This is a genomic window from Isoptericola luteus (assembly GCF_020297055.1).
GTDB classification, from domain to species: domain Bacteria; phylum Actinomycetota; class Actinomycetes; order Actinomycetales; family Cellulomonadaceae; genus Isoptericola; species Isoptericola luteus.
Genome location: NZ_JAIXCQ010000004.1, coordinates 48597 through 65349, shown reverse-complemented (window position 1 = coordinate 65349; position 16753 = coordinate 48597). Strand labels below are relative to the sequence as shown.

Here is a 16753-nt window from a genome sequence, read left to right as displayed (position 1 = left end):
GGGCGCATACCGTCGAACGCAGCAGCAACCTGACATAACTCTAACCCTCAACTCGAACCTTAGGGTTTGAGTCCCGGGCCCAGGATCTCGGGTGGAGGGGGAGTCGGGACCAGAACGACCCGAGAGGCAACGACGTGGCAACTCCGCAGAACTACCTGGCAGTGATCAAGGTGGTCGGCATCGGCGGTGGCGGCGTGAACGCCGTGAACCGCATGATCGAGGTCGGCCTCAAGGGCGTCGAGTTCATCGCCATCAACACCGACGCGCAGGCGCTGCTGATGTCGGACGCCGACGTCAAGCTCGACGTCGGGCGCGAGCTCACCCGAGGCCTGGGCGCCGGCGCCGACCCGGAGGTCGGCAAGAAGGCGGCCGAGGACCACGCTGAGGAGATCGAGGACGTCCTGCGGGGCGCCGACATGGTCTTCGTCACGGCGGGCGAGGGCGGCGGCACCGGCACCGGTGGCGCCCCGGTCGTGGCGCGGATCGCGCGCTCGCTCGGCGCGCTCACGGTGGGGGTCGTCACCCGGCCGTTCACGTTCGAGGGCCGGCGCCGCTCGGTGCAGGCCGAGCAGGGGATCGACACGCTCCGCGAGGAGGTCGACACCCTCATCGTCATCCCGAACGACCGGCTCCTGTCCATGTCCGACAAGAGCGTCTCGGCGATCGCCGCGTTCCACTCGGCCGACCAGGTGCTGCACTCCGGTGTCCAGGGCATCACCGACCTCATCACCACGCCGGGCCTGATCAACCTCGACTTCGCGGACGTCAAGTCCGTCATGCAGGGTGCGGGGTCGGCGCTCATGGGCATCGGTTCGGCGCGCGGGGAGGACCGGGCCATCCAGGCGGCCGAGCTCGCCATCTCCTCGCCGCTGCTCGAGGCCTCGATCGACGGCGCCCACGGCGTGCTGCTCTCGATCCAGGGCGGCAGCGACATCGGGCTCTTCGAGGTGCACGAGGCCGCGCGTCTCGTGCAGGAGGCCGCGCACCCCGAGGCGAACATCATCTTCGGCACCGTCATCGACGACGCCCTCGGCGACGAGGTCCGGGTCACGGTGATCGCCGCCGGCTTCGACGGCGGCGTGCCGCAGGTGCGCAAGGACGCCCGCGCCCTGGGCCAGGTCTCGGGGTCGTCGACGCGGCCGGCGGCGCCGACCACGTCCTCCGTGCCGCTGCCGGACGCGGCACGCACCGCTCCGCCCCAGCCCGTGCACCAGCAGCCGCGGCCGATCCCGGCCGAGCCCGACGACGTCCCGGCCAGCCTGGACGCGCCCGTCCCGGTGGGCCACGCCGCCGACCAGCGGCCCGCGTTCACGGTCGTCGAGGACGGCGCGGGCGAGGGCGTGACCGTCGAGCGCCCCGTCGAGGTGCCGCGGCTGTTCGACGAGCCGCGCCGCCCGGCCGAGGAGCTCGACGTGCCCGACTTCCTCAAGTGAGCGCACCGGTCGGCTGGGCCCAGGAGTCGCTGCTGCCGGCACAGTTCGGCGCCGGACTGCTCCGTGTCGACCTCGGTGCGGGCGTCGTCGCCGGGTTCACCACCCGGCACGGCGGCGTCTCGCCCGCACCGTGGTCGTCGCTCGACCTGGGCACGTCGACCGGCGACGACCCGGTCAGGGTCCGCGAGAACCGTGCCCGGCTGGAGCGCTGGGTCGGGGCACCGGTGGCGTTCGCGGCGCAGGTGCACGGCCGCGAGGTGCTCGAGCTCGGCGAGGCGGAGCGCGAGCGCTGGGCGTCGGACGCGCCCCCGCTCGTCTCCGGGGAGGCGGACGCGCTGGTGACGGCCACGGCAGGGCTCGGCCTGGGCGTCCTCGTCGCCGACTGCGTCCCCGTGGTGCTCGCCGACCCGGTGGCTCGTGTCGTCGCCGTCGCCCACGCCGGGCGCAGGGGCACCGAGCTCGGGGTGGTCGACGCGGTGCTGGACGCGATGGTCGCGCGTGGCGCCCGGACGGCGGACGTGCGCGCCGCGGTGGGGCCGGCCGTCTGCGGCAGGTGCTACGAGGTGCCCGCCGAGCTGGCGGCCCAGGTGTCACGGGTCGTGCCCGAGACGGCTTCCGCCACCGCCGCGGGAACCCCCGCGCTCGACCTCCCGCGGGGCGTCCTGGCCCAGCTCGCCGGCCGCGGCGTCGCCGCCGTGCACGTGGACCGGTGCACACTCACCGACCCGGACCTGTACTCCCATCGCCGCGCGACGGCGGCGGGGACGACGACGGGCCGGCAGGCGGGGGTCGTCACGCTCACGTGACCAGCCTGCCCCGCGTGCCGCGACACTCCGGCGTGTCGTCCGTTACTGCGCGGCTCGCCATGGTTACGGTCAGGTCACCGTCCGAGTCGCAGGGCGGGACGTGCCGACGAACGGAGCAGGGCGATGGGCGGAGCGCTTCGCAAGACGATGCTGTACCTGGGGCTCGCCGACGACCGGGGCGAGTCGGAGGAGTACCTCGACGAGTACGAGGAGCTGGAGGCACCGGTGCGTGACGACTACCAGGCACAGGTCACCCCGCTGCACCGCGGTGGGGTGACCGAGTCCGTCGTGGGCAGCGACCTGCGCCGGATCACCACCATCCACCCGCGCTCGTACAACGACGCCCGCAGCATCGGCGAGGCGTTCCGCGGCGGGACGCCGGTCATCATGAACCTGTCCGACATGGACGACGCGGACGCGAAGCGTCTGGTCGACTTCTCGGCCGGTCTCATCTTCGGCCTGCACGGGTCGATCGAGCGGGTGACCAACAAGGTCTTCCTGCTCTCGCCCGAGCACGTCGAGATCGCGGGCGAGGAAGCCCCCGCCACCACGCCTCCCGTGCCGTCGGGCCGCGGGGGAGCGTTCTACAACCAGAGCTGATCGCGGTTCCGTCACGGCGCGCTGCCCGTGAGCGCGCCCCCGCGCCCGCTGCACACGGCCAGGGTCGAGGCACGCCGACCCTGGCCGCCGCTCGTCTCAGGTAGGTTCGTCCCCGTGAGCGTCATCTTCCAGCTGATCAGCATCGTGCTCTGGCTCTTCCTGCTGTGCCTGGTCGTACGACTCGTCTTCGACTGGGTGCAGTTCTTCGCGCGGGACTGGCGCCCGCGGGGTGTCGTCCTGGTGATCGCCGAGGCGGTCTACACGGTGACCGATCCGCCGCTGCGCTGGTTGCGCCGCCTGATCCCCCCGTTGACGCTCGGTCAGGTGCGTCTCGACCTGGCCTTCCTCGTCCTGTTCATCGGCGTGTCGCTGCTGTCGTCGTTCTTCGGCAGCCTCTGACGCCACGGGCTCGCCGGCGCGTCGCGCCGAACCCCGACAAGCCGGACCTTTCCCGCCCGGGGCCGCCGACGCCCGGTGTGAAGACGTCGTGTGGGCGCCCGCGGCGCGCGGCATCTGCGCATGTCGCCTCGCGCGCCGTGGGCTACCGTGGTCACCCGGACGACGGACGGCCCGGGTCCGTGCCACGACCGTGCAACCGAGACTGTGCAACCGATGAGGTGAGACGATGGCGCTGCTGACGGCAGAGGACATCCTGAACAAGAAGTTTGCCGCGACGAAGTTCCGAGAGGGCTACGACGTCGAAGAGGTGGACGACTTCCTCGACGAGGTCGTACGCACGCTCACCTCGGTCCAGGAGGAGAACGAGGACCTGCGCTCGAAGCTGGCCGCGGCCGAGCGTCGGGTCGGAGAGCTGAGCCGGTCCGACGCCGCGCAGCAGGCGCAGCCCGCCGCGCCGACGCCGGCCCCGGCACCCGTTCCCGCGCCGATGGCGGCCGCGAAGGGGCAGCCGCCGCAGGAGCCCGAGTCGGCCACCGGCATGCTCCAGCTCGCCCAGAAGCTTCACGACGACTACGTGCGCTCGGGCCAGGAGGAGGGCGACCGCCTGATCTCCGAGGCCAAGTCCGAGGGCACCCGGATCGTGCGCGAGGCCGAGGAGACGAGCCACCGCACCCTGTCGCAGCTCGAGCAGGAGCGTTCGCTGCTCGAGCGCAAGATCGACGAGCTGCGGCTCTTCGAGCGCGACTACCGGACCCGTCTCAAGAGCTTCCTGCAGAACCTGCTCGGCGACCTGGACGCGCGGGGCTCCGCGCTCCCGCCGCGACAGAACGCCGGTGCCGCACGCTCCTCGGAGCTCTGAGCCGCGGCACCACCCGGGTGCACGCCGCGCGACCTGATCGGCTGGTCCGATCGATGCGAGAACCGGTCCGCACGACGAGCACGACGCCTCACGGCGCGTGCTGTTGTGCGGACCGGTTCTCGCACTTACGCTGCGGTGACCTCGCGGTCCGCAGGAGATCGCGAGCCGATGGAGGGGCACCGATGGCCAAGCTCTCGACCGCGACCCGTGCCGCACTGCGGGAGAACTTCCCGCACCTGACCCGGGACGTGAAGAAGTTCCCCGTGCGCGACGGCGAGGAGCCGTGGACCCTGCACGAGGTGGAGGAGCTCGCCGCGTTCCTCCTCGACGACGCCGCCAGGCTCCAGCGGGAGCTCGCCGCGGCGGACGCGGAGCTGTCCGACCTGCTGCGGAACTCGGGTGACGGCGCCGGTGACGACCAGGCGGACTACGGCTCCAGCGCGCTGGAGCGTGAGCAGGAGCTCACCCTCGTCAACAACACGCGTGACCTGCTCGAGCAGACGAACCACGCGATCGACCGCATCGGCAAGGGCACGTACGCGACGTGCGAGATCACCGGCCTGCCGATCGGCAAGGCCCGCCTGCAGGCGTTCCCGCGCGCGACGCTGTCCGTCGAGGCGAAGGCCCGCGAGGAGCGGCGCTGAGGCTCGCGTCGGCCACCTAGACTGGCCGACGATGTCCACCACGCCCGCCGGTTCCCCGGCCCCTGAGCCCGCGCCCCGGGACGACGCGCCCACGTCGTCGCCGGTGCCGTCCGACGCCGACGCCGACGGCGGTGCCGCCACCCACGCAGCGGCCGACGGCGGCGCCGACAGCGACGTGCCGGTGACCGCTCCCGCGCGCCGCCGGCGGCTGGTCGCCTGGACCGTCGTCCTCGCCGCGCTCGTGCTCGCCGCCGACCAGCTCACCAAGTGGTGGGCGGAGTCGGCGCTCGAGCCGGGGGCCGCGGCGCTGCCGCTCGTCGGCGACCTGCTCGGCCTGCGCCTCATCTACAACGACGGCGCGGCCCTCTCGATCGGCGGCGGCATGACGTGGGTGCTCACGATCGTGGTGGTCGTGGTGGTCGTGGTCATCGTGCGCGCGATCCGCAGGATCGGGTCGGCCGGCTGGGCGGTGGCGCTCGGGCTGCTGCTCGGCGGGGCGCTCGGCAACCTGGGCGACCGGTTCTTCCGCGAGCCCGGGTTCGCCCGAGGACACGTGGTGGACTTCATCGACTACGGCGTGTTCATCGGCAACGTGGCCGACATCGCGATCGTCGTCGCGGCCGGGCTCATCGTCGTCCTCACGTTCCGCGGGATCGGGCTCGACGGGCAGCGGCACGCCGACGACGAGGCGCCGGCGGAGCCCGCCGGCGCGGCTCCCGAGGGTGCGGTCCCCGAGGGCGCGTCGTCCGACGGCCACGAGGAGCGCTGAGGTGGCACTGCGTACGCTTCCCGTCCCGGACGGACTCGCGGGCGAGCGGGTCGACGCGGCCCTGGCGCGCATGCTCGGGTTCTCCCGCACGCAGGCCGCGGAGCTCGCCGCGTCCGGCGCCGTGCAGCTCGACGGCCGCACGGTGGGCAAGTCGGACCGCGTGCCGGCCGGTGGCCGGCTGGAGGTCGACGTGCCGGACCCGACGGCGGCCGGTCCCGCCGTCGTGCCCGAGCCGGTGCCCGGCATGGGCATCGCGTACGAGGACGACGACGTCGTGGTGATCGACAAGCCGGTGGGCGTCGCCGCCCACCCGTCGCCCGGCTGGACCGGCCCGACGGTGGTCGGCGCCCTCGCCGCGGCGGGCTACCGGATCGCGACCTCGGGCGCCGCGGAGCGTCAGGGCATCGTGCACCGGCTCGACGTCGGGACGTCGGGGCTGATGGCGGTCGCCAAGAGCGAGGCGGCGTACTCGGGGCTCAAGCGGGCGTTCAAGGAGCGCACGGTCACGAAGGTGTACCACGCGCTCGCGCAGGGACACCCCGAGCCGACCACCGGGACAATCGACGCCCCGATCGGCCGGCACCCGGGGGCCGACTACCGGTTCGCCGTCGTCGCCGACGGCAAGCACTCGGTGACCCACTACGAGGTGCTGGAGATGCTGCCGGCGGCCTCCCTGGTCGAGGTGCACCTCGAGACGGGCCGCACGCACCAGATCCGGGTGCACTTCTCGGCCGTGCGGCACCCGCTGGTGGGGGACCTCACCTACGGCGCGGACCCGGTGCTGGCGTCGAAGGTCGGGCTGGCGCGCCAGTGGCTGCACGCCGTGCGGCTGGGCTTCGAGCACCCGGTGACCGGCCGCCACGTCGAGGTGACCAGCGAGTACCCGCAGGACCTGGCGCGGGCGCTCGAGGTGGTCCGCGGCGCCTACGCCTGAGCGATCCGTGGGTGCCGCTTGTCGTGGCGCCCCGCGCGCCCTACTGTCGTGCCGACGGGTGACACGAGTCACCCGCGACCTCGACGAGGAGGACGCATGTCATCACCCCACGGGCCGACGCCCGGACCGGTACTGCACCGGCTCCGCCGCGCGCCGGCCGTCGCCGCAGGAGCAGCACTCGTGACAGTCCTGGCAGGAGCCCCCGGCGCGCAGGCGACGCCGGGTCAGCGGATCGACCCGCGGGACCCGGACCTCGGGCCGAACGTCACGGTCTTCGGCCCCGACACGCCGCAGGACGAGATCCAGCAGGCGATGGACGCGCTGCACGCGAAGCAGGTCGACGCCGAGATGAGCACCGACCGCCACGCGGTCTACTTCCTGCCCGGCACGTACGGCAGCGACGCGGACCCGCTGCAGTTCGGCGTCGGGTACTACACGGAGGTCGCCGGGCTGGGCGCGTCACCGGACGACGTCACCGTCAACGGCGCCATCGAGGTGCGCAACCGCTGCCTGGGCGACGACGCGAACCCGAACTGCATCGCGCTCGTGAACTTCTGGCGGACCATCTCGAACCTCGCGCTCGACGTGAACACCGCGGGCCAGGGCGGCTGCGAGGCCACCACGAACTTCTGGGCGGTGTCCCAGGCCGTCTCGATGCGGCGCCTCGACGTCCGCGGTCCGCTGTCGCTGATGGACTACTGCTCCGCGGGCCCGCAGTTCGCCAGCGGGGGCTTCATCGCGGACTCCCGGTTCGACACCGCCGTGACGAACGGCTCCCAGCAGCAGTGGCTCACGCGCAACTCCGAGCTCGGCGGCGGCTGGTCCAACGGGGTGTGGAACCAGGTGTTCGCCGGCGTCGAGGGCGCACCGAGCGAGGCCGGCTTCCCGGCCGAGCCGTACACGACGCTCGACACGACGCCCGTGAGCCGCGAGAAGCCGTACCTGTTCGTCGACGACGACGGCCGCTACCAGGTGCGGGTCCCCGCCGCGCAGAAGGACACCAGCGGCATCTCCTGGGCGGACGGCCCGACGCCGGGACGCACGGTGCCGATCACGGACTTCTACATCGCGCGGCCCGGTGACTCCGTGGCCACGATCAACCGGCACCTGGCGCGCGGCAAGCACCTGCTGCTCACGCCGGGCGTGTACGACGTCGCGCGCAGCATCAAGGTGAAGCGGCCCGGCACGGTGGTGCTCGGCATGGGCCACGCGACCCTCACCGCCGTGGACGGCGCCGTCCCGCTCACGGTGGCCGACACGGCCGGCGTGGTCGTCGCGGGCGTGACGATCGACGCGGGCACGGTCGAGTCCCCGGTGCTGCTGCAGGTGGGCCGCGCGGACCGGAGCCCCTGGCGGGACCGGGTCGACACCTGGCGCGACCGCCTCTGCGAGCGGTCGGCGCTGTGGGCGGCGATCGACCCGCGCTGCACCACGGGCGAGAACCCCGTGACGCTCTCCGACGTGTACTTCCGGGTCGGCGGGCCGCACGTGGGCAAGGTCGACGTGGCGCTCGAGGTGAACGCCGACGACGTGCTCATCGACCACACCTGGGTCTGGCGCGGCGACCACGGCGTGGAGGGCTTCCCCACGGACGGTTCGGAAGGCGTCAACGGAGACTCGATGCGCTGGCGCACGAACACCGGCCGCACCGGCGTCGTCGTCAACGGTGACCGGGTCACCGCGACCGGGCTGTTCGTCGAGCACTTCCAGGAGCACAACACGGTGTGGAACGGCGAGGACGGCACCGTCGTCCTCTACCAGAACGAGCTGCCCTACGACCCGCCCACCCAGGCGGACTGGACCCAGCCGGACGGCACGCTCGGCTGGGCGGGGTACAAGGTCGGCGACCACGTGGAGCGACACCGGCTCTTCGGCGCCGGGGTCTACGTGTTCAACCAGAACGACCCCGACATCGTCACCGAGAACGGGTTCGCCGTGCCGCAGGCCCCGGGAGTGCGGCTGCACCACATCATGACCGTCAACCTCAGCGCGGGGACGATCGAGCACGTCGTCAACGGGGTCGGGGACGCGGTGCCGCCGTCGACGTCCGGGTCGCCGGAGTTCGTGGTGGACTACCCGGCGCCTTGACGCGCGCCGGCGTCCGGCCGTCGGACCGGGCCGGTCGTCGGACAGGGCCGGGCGGCCGCTCCCGCGGGGGCGGCCGCCCGGCTCAGGCGGAGCCGCGGGCGACGACCAGCGCCGGGTCGTCGGGCCACGGCGGGGCGTCCGCGCCGTCGATCGCCGCCAGGACGCTCGCGGCCAGGTGCTCCGACTGCTGGGCGACGGGCTGGGCGACCGTGGTCAGCGGGGGAGCGGCGACGCGGCCCGCGGGCGCGTCGTCGACCCCGATCACGGCCAGCTCGTCCGGCACGCGCAGGCCGTGCGCGGCGGCGCCGGCGAGGACCGCCAGGGCGACGTCGTCGTTGTAGGCGGCCACGGCCGTGACCCCCGCGTCGCGCCAGGCGGCCACGGCCGCGGCCGCCGGCTCGCCGGCCGGGACCGGCACGGCGGCCGGCACCTCCAGCGCGGCCGCGGCGCAGGCCGCGCGGACCCCGGCCAGCCGGCCGTCGGCGAAACGCCCCAGGCGCGGGTCGTCCGGTCTCGCGTACGCGATCCGGGTGTGCCCCGCGGCGACGAGGTGCTCCGCCTGGAGGGCGCCGATGCCGCGCTGGGCGACGTCGAACGACGTCTCGTCGGCGTTCTGCGCCGTCCCCACGACCCGGATCCCGGCACGCTGCATGGTCCGCAGGTCGTCGGGGGCGAACGGTGCGAGCCCGACGACGGTGTGCGGGGTGACGGCGCGCCACAGGTCGGCCAAGGAGCGGGAGTCGCGGTGATGGTGCACGAGCACGAACAGGCCGCGCGTCGCGAGCACGTCCGTGAGGTGGTCGAGCAGGGTGTCGACGACGGAGCCCGTCGGCCAGTCCGGCAGCACGGCCACGACCAGGTCGCTGCGCCCGCGGCGCAGCGTCCGGGCGGCGGCCGACGGCGCGTACCCGAGCCGGGTGGCGGTCTCGCGGATGCGCTCGCGGGTCACCCTCGACACCGACGCACCCGGGGTGTCGTTGAGGACGTAGCTGACGGTGGTCCGCGACACGCCTGCCTCGCGCGCGACGTCGGCGCTGGTCACTCGGGCCACGGGACCTCCATGGGCGATCGGCGGCACCTGACGGCAACTGACGCCGTCCGACGTGCTCGATCGGCACGTGAACGGCTCGGCAGCACTGTACGCGCCGCGCGGGCGCGGTCTGTGAGATGGCGCTCGGCGCGTGCGTGCCGCACCCGTCGGTGGCGGCTCCTAGACTCGTCGGCATGCCGGATGCCAGCGCCCCCACGACCTCGGCCAGCTCGACCTCGGCGGGCGCCTCGAAGAAGGACGACTTCGTCCACCTGCACGTGCACACCGAGTACTCGATGCTCGACGGCGCGGCGCGGCTCCCCGAGCTGTTCGCCGAGGTGGGGCGGCAGGGGCAGAAGTCCATCGCCATCACGGACCACGGCTACCTCTTCGGCGCGTTCGAGTTCTGGAACCAGGCCCGCAAGGCCGGGATCAAGCCGATCATCGGCGTCGAGGCGTACGTCACCCCGGGCACCAGCCGGCACGACCGCACCAAGGTGCTCTGGGGGGAGAAGCACCAGCGCCGCGACGACGTCTCCGCGGGCGGCGCCTACACCCACATGACGCTGTGGGCCCGGGACAACGAGGGCATGCACAACCTGTTCCGGGCGTCGTCGCTGGCCTCGCTGGACGGCCAGATGGGCAAGTGGCCGCGCATGGACCGCGAGCTGCTGCAGACGTACGGCAAGGGCCTCATGGCCACCACCGGCTGCCCCTCGGGCGAGGTGCAGACGCGCCTGCGCCTCGGGCAGTGGGACGAGGCGGTGCGCGCCGCCGGCGAGCTGCAGGACGTCTTCGGCAAGGAGAACTACTTCGTCGAGCTGATGGACCACGGGATCGAGATCGAGTCCCGCACGTCCAAGGACCTGCTGCGCCTGGCCGAGCACATCGGCGCCCCGCTGGTCGCCACGAACGACCTGCACTACACCAAGCAGGAGGACTCCCACTCCCACGAGGTGCTGCTCGCGGTGAACTCGGGGTCCACCCTCGACGAGCCCACCTACGACCAGGGCGGCAGCCGGTTCGCCTTCTCGGGGGACACCTTCTACGTGCGCTCGGGTGCCGAGATGCGGCGCATCTTCGCCGAGATGCCGGAGGCCTGCGACAACACGCTGCTCATCGCGGAACGCTGCGACGTCTCCTTCGACACCAGCGCGAACTACATGCCGCGGTTCCCGGTCCCCGCCGGGGAGGACGAGATCAGCTGGTTCGTCAAGGAGGTCGAGAGCGGGCTGCGTCGTCGCTATCCCGCGGGCATCCCCGACGACGTGCGCAAGCAGGCCGACTACGAGGTGGAGGTCATCATCCAGATGGGCTTCCCGGGGTACTTCCTCGTGGTGGCCGACTTCATCAACTGGGCGAAGGAGCAGGGCATCCGCGTGGGGCCGGGCCGTGGCTCCGCGGCGGGCTCGATGGTGTCCTACGTCATGGGCATCACGGAGCTCGACCCGCTCCAGCACGGCCTGATCTTCGAGCGCTTCCTCAACCCTGAGCGCGTCTCCATGCCCGACGTCGACGTGGACTTCGACGAGCGCCGGCGCTCCGAGGTGATCCGGTACGTCACCGAGAAGTACGGCGACGACCGGGTCGCGATGATCGTGACCTACGGCTCGATCAAGGCCAAGCAGGCCCTCAAGGACGGGTCGCGTGTGCTCGGCCTGCCCTTCGCCATGGGGGAGAAGCTCACCAAGGCCATGCCGCCCGCCGTCATGGGCAAGGACATCCCGCTGTCCGGGATCTTCGACCCGAAGCACGAGCGGTACGCCGAGGCCGCCGAGTTCCGCGCCGTGCACGACGCCGACCCCGAGGCCCAGCGCGTGGTCGAGACGGCGCGCGGCATCGAGGGCCTCAAGCGGCAGTGGGGCGTGCACGCGGCCGGGGTCATCATGTCCAGCGACCCGCTGATCGACATCATCCCGATCATGCGGCGCCCGCAGGACGGCGCGGTCATCACGCAGTTCGACTACCCGACGTCCGAGGGCCTCGGCCTGATCAAGATGGACTTCCTCGGGCTGCGCAACCTCACGATCCTCGACGACGCGCTCGAGAACATCGTGATGAACGGCAAGGACCCGGTCGCGATCGAGACGGTGGCGCTCGACGACCAGGCCACCTACGACCTCCTGGCACGCGGCGACACCCTGGGGGTGTTCCAGCTCGACGGCGGTGCGATGCGCTCGCTGCTGCGCCAGATGCGGCCCGACAACTTCGAGGACGTCTCCGCCGTCATCGCGCTGTACCGGCCGGGCCCGATGGGCATGAACTCGCACATCAACTACGCCCTGCGCAAGAACGGCCTGCAGAAGATCGAGCCGATCCACCCCGAGCTGGAGGAGCCGCTCAAGGAGGTCCTGGGCGAGACGTACGGCCTCATCGTCTACCAGGAGCAGGTGCAGCGTGCCGCCCAGATCCTGGCCGGGTACTCGCTGGGCCAGGCCGACCTGCTGCGCCGCGCGATGGGCAAGAAGAAGAAGGAGATCCTCGACAAGGAGTTCGTGCCGTTCGAGGCGGGCATGAAGGAGCGCGGCTACTCCAAGCCCGCGATCCAGGCGGTCTGGGACACGCTGGTGCCGTTCGCCGGGTACGCGTTCAACAAGGCGCACTCCGCCGGGTACGGCGTCGTCTCGTACTGGACCGCCTACCTCAAGGCCAACTACCCGACCGAGTACATGGCCGGCCTGCTCCAGAGCGTGCGGGACGACAAGGACAAGATGGCGCTCTACCTGGGCGAGTGCCGTCGCATGCACATCACCGTGCTGCCGCCCGACGTCAACGACTCGGCCGCGAAGTTCACCGCAGTGGGCGCCGACATCCGCTTCGGGCTGACCGCGATCCGCAACGTCGGCGCCAACGTCGTCGACGCGATCATCGCCACCCGCGAGGAGAAGGGGGCGTTCACCTCGTTCACCGACTTCCTCGACAAGGTGCCCGCCGTGGTGTGCAACAAGCGCACCATCGAGTCCCTCATCAAGGCCGGGGCCTTCGACTCCCTCGGGCACCCGCGCCGGGCGCTGCTCGTGGTGCACGAGCAGGCGGTGGACTCCGTGATCTCCGTCAAGCGCGAGGAGGCCAAGGGGCAGTTCGACCTCTTCGCCGACCTGGGTGCGACCGACGAGAAGATGAACTTCAGCGTCGACGTGCCCGACCTGCCGGACTGGGACAAGAAGCAGCGCCTCGCCTTCGAGCGCGAGATGCTCGGTCTCTACGTCTCGGACCACCCCCTGTCCGGGCTCGAGCACGTCCTGGCCCGTGCCGCGGACACGTCCATCGCGTCGCTCATGGCCGACGAGGGGCGCCCCGACGGCTCGCAGGTGACCGTCGCCGGGCTGCTCACCAGCGTGCAGCGCAAGATGAGCAAGAACGGCAACCCCTGGGCGGCGGTGACGATCGAGGACCTCGAGGGCGCCGTCGAGGTGATGTTCTTCGGCGAGACCTACCTGGCCTATTCCACGATCCTCGCCGAGGACCAGGTGGTCACCCTGCGTGGCCGCGTGCGCCGGAGGGACGAGACGATGCAGCTGCAGGCGATGGAGGTCTCACTGCCCGACACGTCCGCCGTGGCGGACGCCCCGGTCCAGGTGACCGTGCCGCACACCCGGTGCGTCGAGCCGGTGATGGTCCGCCTGCGCGAGGTGCTGGTGAGCCACCCCGGCTCGGCGGAGGTGCACGTCAACGTGGCCGAGCCGGGCAAGCGCACCGTCGTGCGCGCGGCCGACACGCTGCGCGTGGAGAAGTCGCCCGCGCTGTTCGGCGACCTGAAGGCCCTGCTCGGCCCGAGCTGCCTCTCATGAGCCTGCCTCCGGACATGACCGCCGCACCGGGCGCGGGCTGGGACGACGGCTCGGCCGACCACCGCTTCCGCGTGGTGCCCGCGGCCTACGTGTACCTGCGCCGTGAGGGCAAGGTGCTCCTGAGCCGGCGCGCGGGGACGGGCTACCGGGACGGGTACTGGGCCGCCGCCGCGGCGGGGCACGTCGAACCGGGGGAGTCCGTGCTGGACGCCGCGGTGCGCGAGGCGCGCGAGGAGCTCGGCATCGAGGTCGACCCTCGCGACCTGCGGCCCCTGACGACGCTGCACCGGGGCGAGCCGGGCGGGCCTGCGCTCGAGCAGCGCGTCGACCTCATGTTCGAGGTCACGCGCTGGGACGGGACCCCGTCGCTGCAGGAGCCGGACAAGGCCTCCGACCTGGGCTGGTTCGGGCTCGTCGCCCTGCCGGACCCGGTCGTGCCGCACGAGCTCGCCGTGCTGCGCGCGCTGCACGATGCGGGCCGGCACGGGACAGTCGTCCCGCCCATCATGACGTTCGGCTTCTGACCGGTCCGGCTCCGCCGCTCACATCCGTTCGCCCGGAAGCCTGGCCGCCTGCTTCACCCAGGACGTCAGCTGCCCCACCTGCAGGTCCTCGTCCTCGTGGATGTCGAGGTAGCGGACCTCCTCGTGCTTGGAGGGTTTGGGCGGCATCGGGTCGAGCGACGTCCCGCGCAGGAACTGGACCTGCACGTAGCTCGTGTAGCACCGGAAGGAGAGGAACCAGCCGTCGCCCTCGTGGCCGTAGAAGGGCTGGTTCCACTTCACGGCCTTGTGCACCCCGGGCACGGCGCGTTCGACGAGGGCGTCGAGCTGTCGCCCGACCTCACGCTTCCACCCGGGCAGCGCCGCGACGTAGTCCTGCACGGGTCCGTCACCCTCGGCGGCCGCGATCTGCGGGTTGCCGCCCGAGAGCAACCGCGGTCGGTCGCCGTCCCGCGCCGCGGAGGAGCGCTTCGGCGCAGTCACGACACGGCCTCCGCCTCGGTCCCGTGGGGGCCGAGGCGCGAGCAGGTGGTCATCGTGGGCATGGCTCCGAGCATGACTCCGAACATGGCTCCGTGCTACGACAGGGTCCGTCTGGTCGCAAGCCGTGCGGCGGCACGTAGGCTCGGGCCGTGTTCCGACTCAACCCCGAGCAGCTCGTGTTCGTCACCGAGCGCCACCTGGCCACCCTGACCACGCTGCGCGCCGACGGGACGCCGCACGTCGTCCCGGTGGCGTTCACCTGGGACGCGGACGCCGGCGTGGTACGGATCACGTCGCGGAAGACGTCGGTGAAGGCGGCCAACGCCCGTCGGACCGCCGACGACGGGGGGCGTCCGCGCGCGGCCCTGTGCCAGGTGGACGGCGGCCGCTGGCTCACGCTCGAGGGCACCATCGAGGTGGTCACCGACGCGACGGAGGTGGCCGACGCCGTCGCGCGCTACGCCAAGCGCTACCGGCAGCTGGCGCACGACCCCGAGCGCGTGGTGCTGCGACTCACGCCCGATCGCGCGATGGCCTCCACCTACATGGCCTGACGCCGTGCTGTGAGCGGAGTATTGGGCCCGGGGCACCCGTGGGGGACGGGCCCAAAACCGCGCACACCCCACCAGCGCCGGCGCGATGGCCCCCACCACCCTGGCCGGCGGCCGTGGTGTGTGGGTTGTTTTGGCCCGGTCACACCGGTGTGACCGGGCCAATACTCCGCTCACAGCACTCAGGCGACGGTGACGGACTCGTCGCCCTCGGGCAGCGCCACCGTCACGCGGTCGCCGCGCACCAGCTGGCGCCCGCGGCGGGTCTCGGGCTCGTCGTTGACGCGGACCTCGCCGTCGGCGACCAGGTCGCGGGCGTGCGTGCCGGACTCGGCGAGGCCGGCGAGCTTGAGGAACTGACCCAGCCGGATCATGTCGTCGCTGATGGGGACCTCGTTCGCGGTGCTCATGGGCTCATTGTCCCCGCCCGGCGGCCGGACGACGACGCACGGGTCCCTCCGCGCTGCCTAGACTGGCCCGGTGATCCAGCGCATCGATCTTCGCGGGCGCGAGCTGTCCCGCACGGAGCTGCTCGGGGTGCTGCCGCGCCCCGAGCTCGGGGTGGACGAGGCCGTGGAGGCCGTCACCTCGATCCTGTCCGCCGTCCGGGCCCGGGGCGCGACCGCCCTGCGCGACCTGGCCGAGAAGCTCGACGGCGTGCGACCCGAGCATCTGCGCGTCCCCGCGACGACGATCGCCGAGGCCCTCGAGACGCTCGACCCCGACGTCCGCGCCGGCCTCGTCGAGGCGATCCGCCGGGTCCGGGCGGTCCACGCCGCTCAGGTGCCCGCCGAGCACTCGACCGAGCTCGCCGAGGGAGCCGTGGTGCGGCAGCGCTGGATCCCGGTCCAGCGGGTGGGTCTCTACGTGCCCGGCGGCCGCGCCGTCTACCCGTCGTCGGTGATCATGAACGTGGTCGCCGCGCAGGAGGCCGGCGTCGAGAGCCTGGCCGTCGCGTCGCCGCCCCAGAAGGACTTCGGCGGCCTGCCGCACCCGACGATCCTCGCCGCGTGCGCGCTGCTCGGGGTGGACGAGGTGTACGCGGTCGGCGGGGCGCAGGCGGTCGGGATGTTCGCCTACGGCGCCGTGGGTACCGAGCCGCAGGACGGCCCGATGCTCTGCGAGCCGGTGGACGTGGTCACCGGGCCGGGCAACGTCTACGTCACGGCGGCGAAGCGGCTCGTGCGCGGCGTCGTCGGCATCGACGCGGAGGCCGGGCCGACGGAGATCGCCGTGCTGGCCGACGACACGGCGGACCCGGGCCACGTGGCCCTCGACCTCATCAGCCAGGCGGAGCACGACCCGCTGGCGGCGTCCGTGCTGGTGACGCCGTCGGTCGAGCTGGCGGGCGCCGTGGAGGCGCGGCTGAGCGACTTCGTCGGCGCCACCAAGCACGTGGAGCGCGTGGTGCAGGCCCTCGGCGGAGCGCAGTCGGCCGTCGTGCTCGTCGACGACCTGGAGCAGGGCCTCACCGTCGTCGACGCGTACGGCGCCGAGCACCTGGAGATCCAGACGGCGGACGCCGCGGCGCTCGCCGAGCGGGTGCGCTCGGCGGGGGCGATCTTCGTGGGCCCGTGGTCGCCGGTCTCGCTGGGGGACTACATGGCAGGCAGCAACCACGTGCTCCCGACCGGCGGTTCGGCGCACTTCTCGAGCGGGCTCGGCGTCCACGCGTACCTGAAGTCCGTGCAGGTGATCGAGTACACGCGAGAGGCGCTCGCCGAGCTCACCGACCGGATCGTCGCGGTCGCGAACGACGAGGACCTGCCGGCGCACGGCGAGGCTGTCCGCGGGCGCTTCTGACCGTTCCGGCGACGGCTGGGTCGCCGCCGCGTCGCCAGCCACGTCGATGGTCGTCTCGAC

At 72.6% G+C, this 16753-nt stretch carries 16 protein-coding genes; 13 read left to right on the top strand and 3 right to left on the bottom strand.

All coding sequences use genetic code 11. The annotated features are described in order from the left end of the window. Positions 1 to 134 precede the first annotated feature (134 nt). The 9 genes from ftsZ to LEP48_RS07165 all read left to right on the top strand — a co-directional run bounded on the left by ftsZ (position 135) and on the right by LEP48_RS07165 (position 8532). The gene (ftsZ, locus tag LEP48_RS07205; RefSeq protein WP_225564915.1) at positions 135 to 1433 is read left to right on the top strand and encodes a cell division protein FtsZ; all 1299 of its coding nucleotides are present in this window, start codon (positions 135 to 137) and stop codon (positions 1431 to 1433) included. Continuing rightward, a complete protein-coding gene (pgeF, locus tag LEP48_RS07200) occupies positions 1430 to 2239 on the top strand; it encodes a peptidoglycan editing factor PgeF (RefSeq protein ID WP_225564914.1) in 810 nt (269 codons plus the stop codon). Before ftsZ ends, pgeF begins: the two co-directional genes overlap by 4 nt. A 123-nt stretch (positions 2240 to 2362) precedes the next feature. Then, the gene (locus LEP48_RS07195) at positions 2363 to 2839 is read left to right on the top strand and encodes a cell division protein SepF (protein ID WP_225564913.1); all 477 of its coding nucleotides are present in this window, start codon (positions 2363 to 2365) and stop codon (positions 2837 to 2839) included. A 114-nt stretch (positions 2840 to 2953) separates the two neighbouring features. Then, entirely contained in the window at positions 2954 to 3238 is a 285-nt protein-coding gene (locus LEP48_RS07190; RefSeq protein ID WP_225564912.1) for a YggT family protein, read from the top strand. A 226-nt stretch (positions 3239 to 3464) separates the two neighbouring features. Then, the gene (locus LEP48_RS07185; protein ID WP_225564911.1) at positions 3465 to 4097 is read left to right on the top strand and encodes a DivIVA domain-containing protein; all 633 of its coding nucleotides are present in this window, start codon (positions 3465 to 3467) and stop codon (positions 4095 to 4097) included. Positions 4098 to 4279: 182 nt separating this feature from the next. Next, positions 4280 to 4741, top strand: a complete 462-nt coding sequence (locus LEP48_RS07180; protein WP_225564910.1) for a TraR/DksA family transcriptional regulator — start codon at positions 4280 to 4282, stop codon at positions 4739 to 4741. A 31-nt stretch (positions 4742 to 4772) separates the two neighbouring features. Beyond that, positions 4773 to 5510 carry a signal peptidase II gene (locus LEP48_RS07175; protein WP_255640890.1) on the top strand — a complete coding sequence of 246 codons (738 nt, stop codon included), beginning with the start codon at positions 4773 to 4775 and terminating at the stop codon, positions 5508 to 5510. A gap of 1 nt (position 5511) precedes the next feature. Continuing rightward, positions 5512 to 6444, top strand: coding sequence for an RluA family pseudouridine synthase (locus tag LEP48_RS07170; RefSeq protein WP_225564909.1), 933 nt, complete (start codon positions 5512 to 5514; stop codon positions 6442 to 6444). A gap of 96 nt (positions 6445 to 6540) precedes the next feature. Next, on the top strand, positions 6541 to 8532 hold the full coding sequence (locus LEP48_RS07165; protein ID WP_225564908.1) for a glycoside hydrolase family 55 protein: 1992 nt from the start codon (positions 6541 to 6543) through the stop codon (positions 8530 to 8532). A gap of 82 nt (positions 8533 to 8614) precedes the next feature. On the opposite strand, the gene LEP48_RS18450 is transcribed toward LEP48_RS07165, so the two are convergent. Further along, positions 8615 to 9583, bottom strand: a complete 969-nt coding sequence (locus LEP48_RS18450) for a LacI family DNA-binding transcriptional regulator (RefSeq protein ID WP_225564907.1) — start codon at positions 9581 to 9583, stop codon at positions 8615 to 8617. A gap of 173 nt (positions 9584 to 9756) precedes the next feature. Between LEP48_RS18450 and dnaE the strand changes: the two genes are divergently transcribed. Together dnaE and LEP48_RS07150 are read left to right on the top strand one after the other, a co-directional pair. Beyond that, positions 9757 to 13353, top strand: coding sequence for a DNA polymerase III subunit alpha (dnaE, locus tag LEP48_RS07155; RefSeq protein ID WP_225564906.1), 3597 nt, complete (start codon positions 9757 to 9759; stop codon positions 13351 to 13353). Continuing rightward, positions 13350 to 13877 (top strand): NUDIX hydrolase, encoded by a 528-nt coding sequence (locus tag LEP48_RS07150; RefSeq protein ID WP_225564905.1) that lies wholly within the window; start codon positions 13350 to 13352, stop codon positions 13875 to 13877. The genes dnaE and LEP48_RS07150 overlap by 4 nt, the downstream gene beginning before the upstream one ends. Before the next feature lie 18 nt (positions 13878 to 13895). On the opposite strand, the gene LEP48_RS07145 is transcribed toward LEP48_RS07150, so the two are convergent. Further along, positions 13896 to 14339: a DUF1801 domain-containing protein gene (locus LEP48_RS07145; RefSeq protein WP_225564904.1), complete on the bottom strand. Its 444-nt coding sequence runs from the start codon at positions 14337 to 14339 to the stop codon at positions 13896 to 13898. A gap of 149 nt (positions 14340 to 14488) precedes the next feature. Here LEP48_RS07145 and LEP48_RS07140 point away from each other — a divergent pair, with 149 nt between their 5' ends. Beyond that, on the top strand, positions 14489 to 14893 hold the full coding sequence (locus LEP48_RS07140; protein ID WP_225564903.1) for a pyridoxamine 5'-phosphate oxidase family protein: 405 nt from the start codon (positions 14489 to 14491) through the stop codon (positions 14891 to 14893). 179 nt (positions 14894 to 15072) lie between these two features. Here the strand turns inward: LEP48_RS07140 and LEP48_RS07135 are convergent, their stop codons facing one another. Further along, entirely contained in the window at positions 15073 to 15300 is a 228-nt protein-coding gene (locus LEP48_RS07135) for an RNA-binding S4 domain-containing protein (protein ID WP_225564902.1), read from the bottom strand. A 70-nt stretch (positions 15301 to 15370) separates the two neighbouring features. Between LEP48_RS07135 and hisD the strand changes: the two genes are divergently transcribed. Further along, positions 15371 to 16693 carry a histidinol dehydrogenase gene (hisD, locus tag LEP48_RS07130; protein ID WP_225564901.1) on the top strand — a complete coding sequence of 441 codons (1323 nt, stop codon included), beginning with the start codon at positions 15371 to 15373 and terminating at the stop codon, positions 16691 to 16693. Positions 16694 to 16753: the final 60 nt, after the last annotated feature.

Bases quoted from the DNA above. Each gene is read 5' to 3' on its own strand.
- LEP48_RS07195 (WP_225564913.1), top strand. From the start codon at position 2,363: ATGGGCGGAGCGCTTCGCAAGACGATGCTGTACCTGGGGCTCGCCGAC.
- LEP48_RS07185 (WP_225564911.1), top strand. From the start codon at position 3,465: ATGGCGCTGCTGACGGCAGAGGACATCCTGAACAAGAAGTTTGCCGCG.
- LEP48_RS07180 (WP_225564910.1), top strand. From the start codon at position 4,280: ATGGCCAAGCTCTCGACCGCGACCCGTGCCGCACTGCGGGAGAACTTC.
- LEP48_RS07175 (WP_255640890.1), top strand. From the start codon at position 4,773: ATGTCCACCACGCCCGCCGGTTCCCCGGCCCCTGAGCCCGCGCCCCGG.
- LEP48_RS07165 (WP_225564908.1), top strand. From the start codon at position 6,541: ATGTCATCACCCCACGGGCCGACGCCCGGACCGGTACTGCACCGGCTC.
- dnaE (WP_225564906.1), top strand. From the start codon at position 9,757: ATGCCGGATGCCAGCGCCCCCACGACCTCGGCCAGCTCGACCTCGGCG.
- LEP48_RS07150 (WP_225564905.1), top strand. From the start codon at position 13,350: ATGAGCCTGCCTCCGGACATGACCGCCGCACCGGGCGCGGGCTGGGAC.
- LEP48_RS07135 (WP_225564902.1), bottom strand. From the start codon at position 15,300: ATGAGCACCGCGAACGAGGTCCCCATCAGCGACGACATGATCCGGCTG.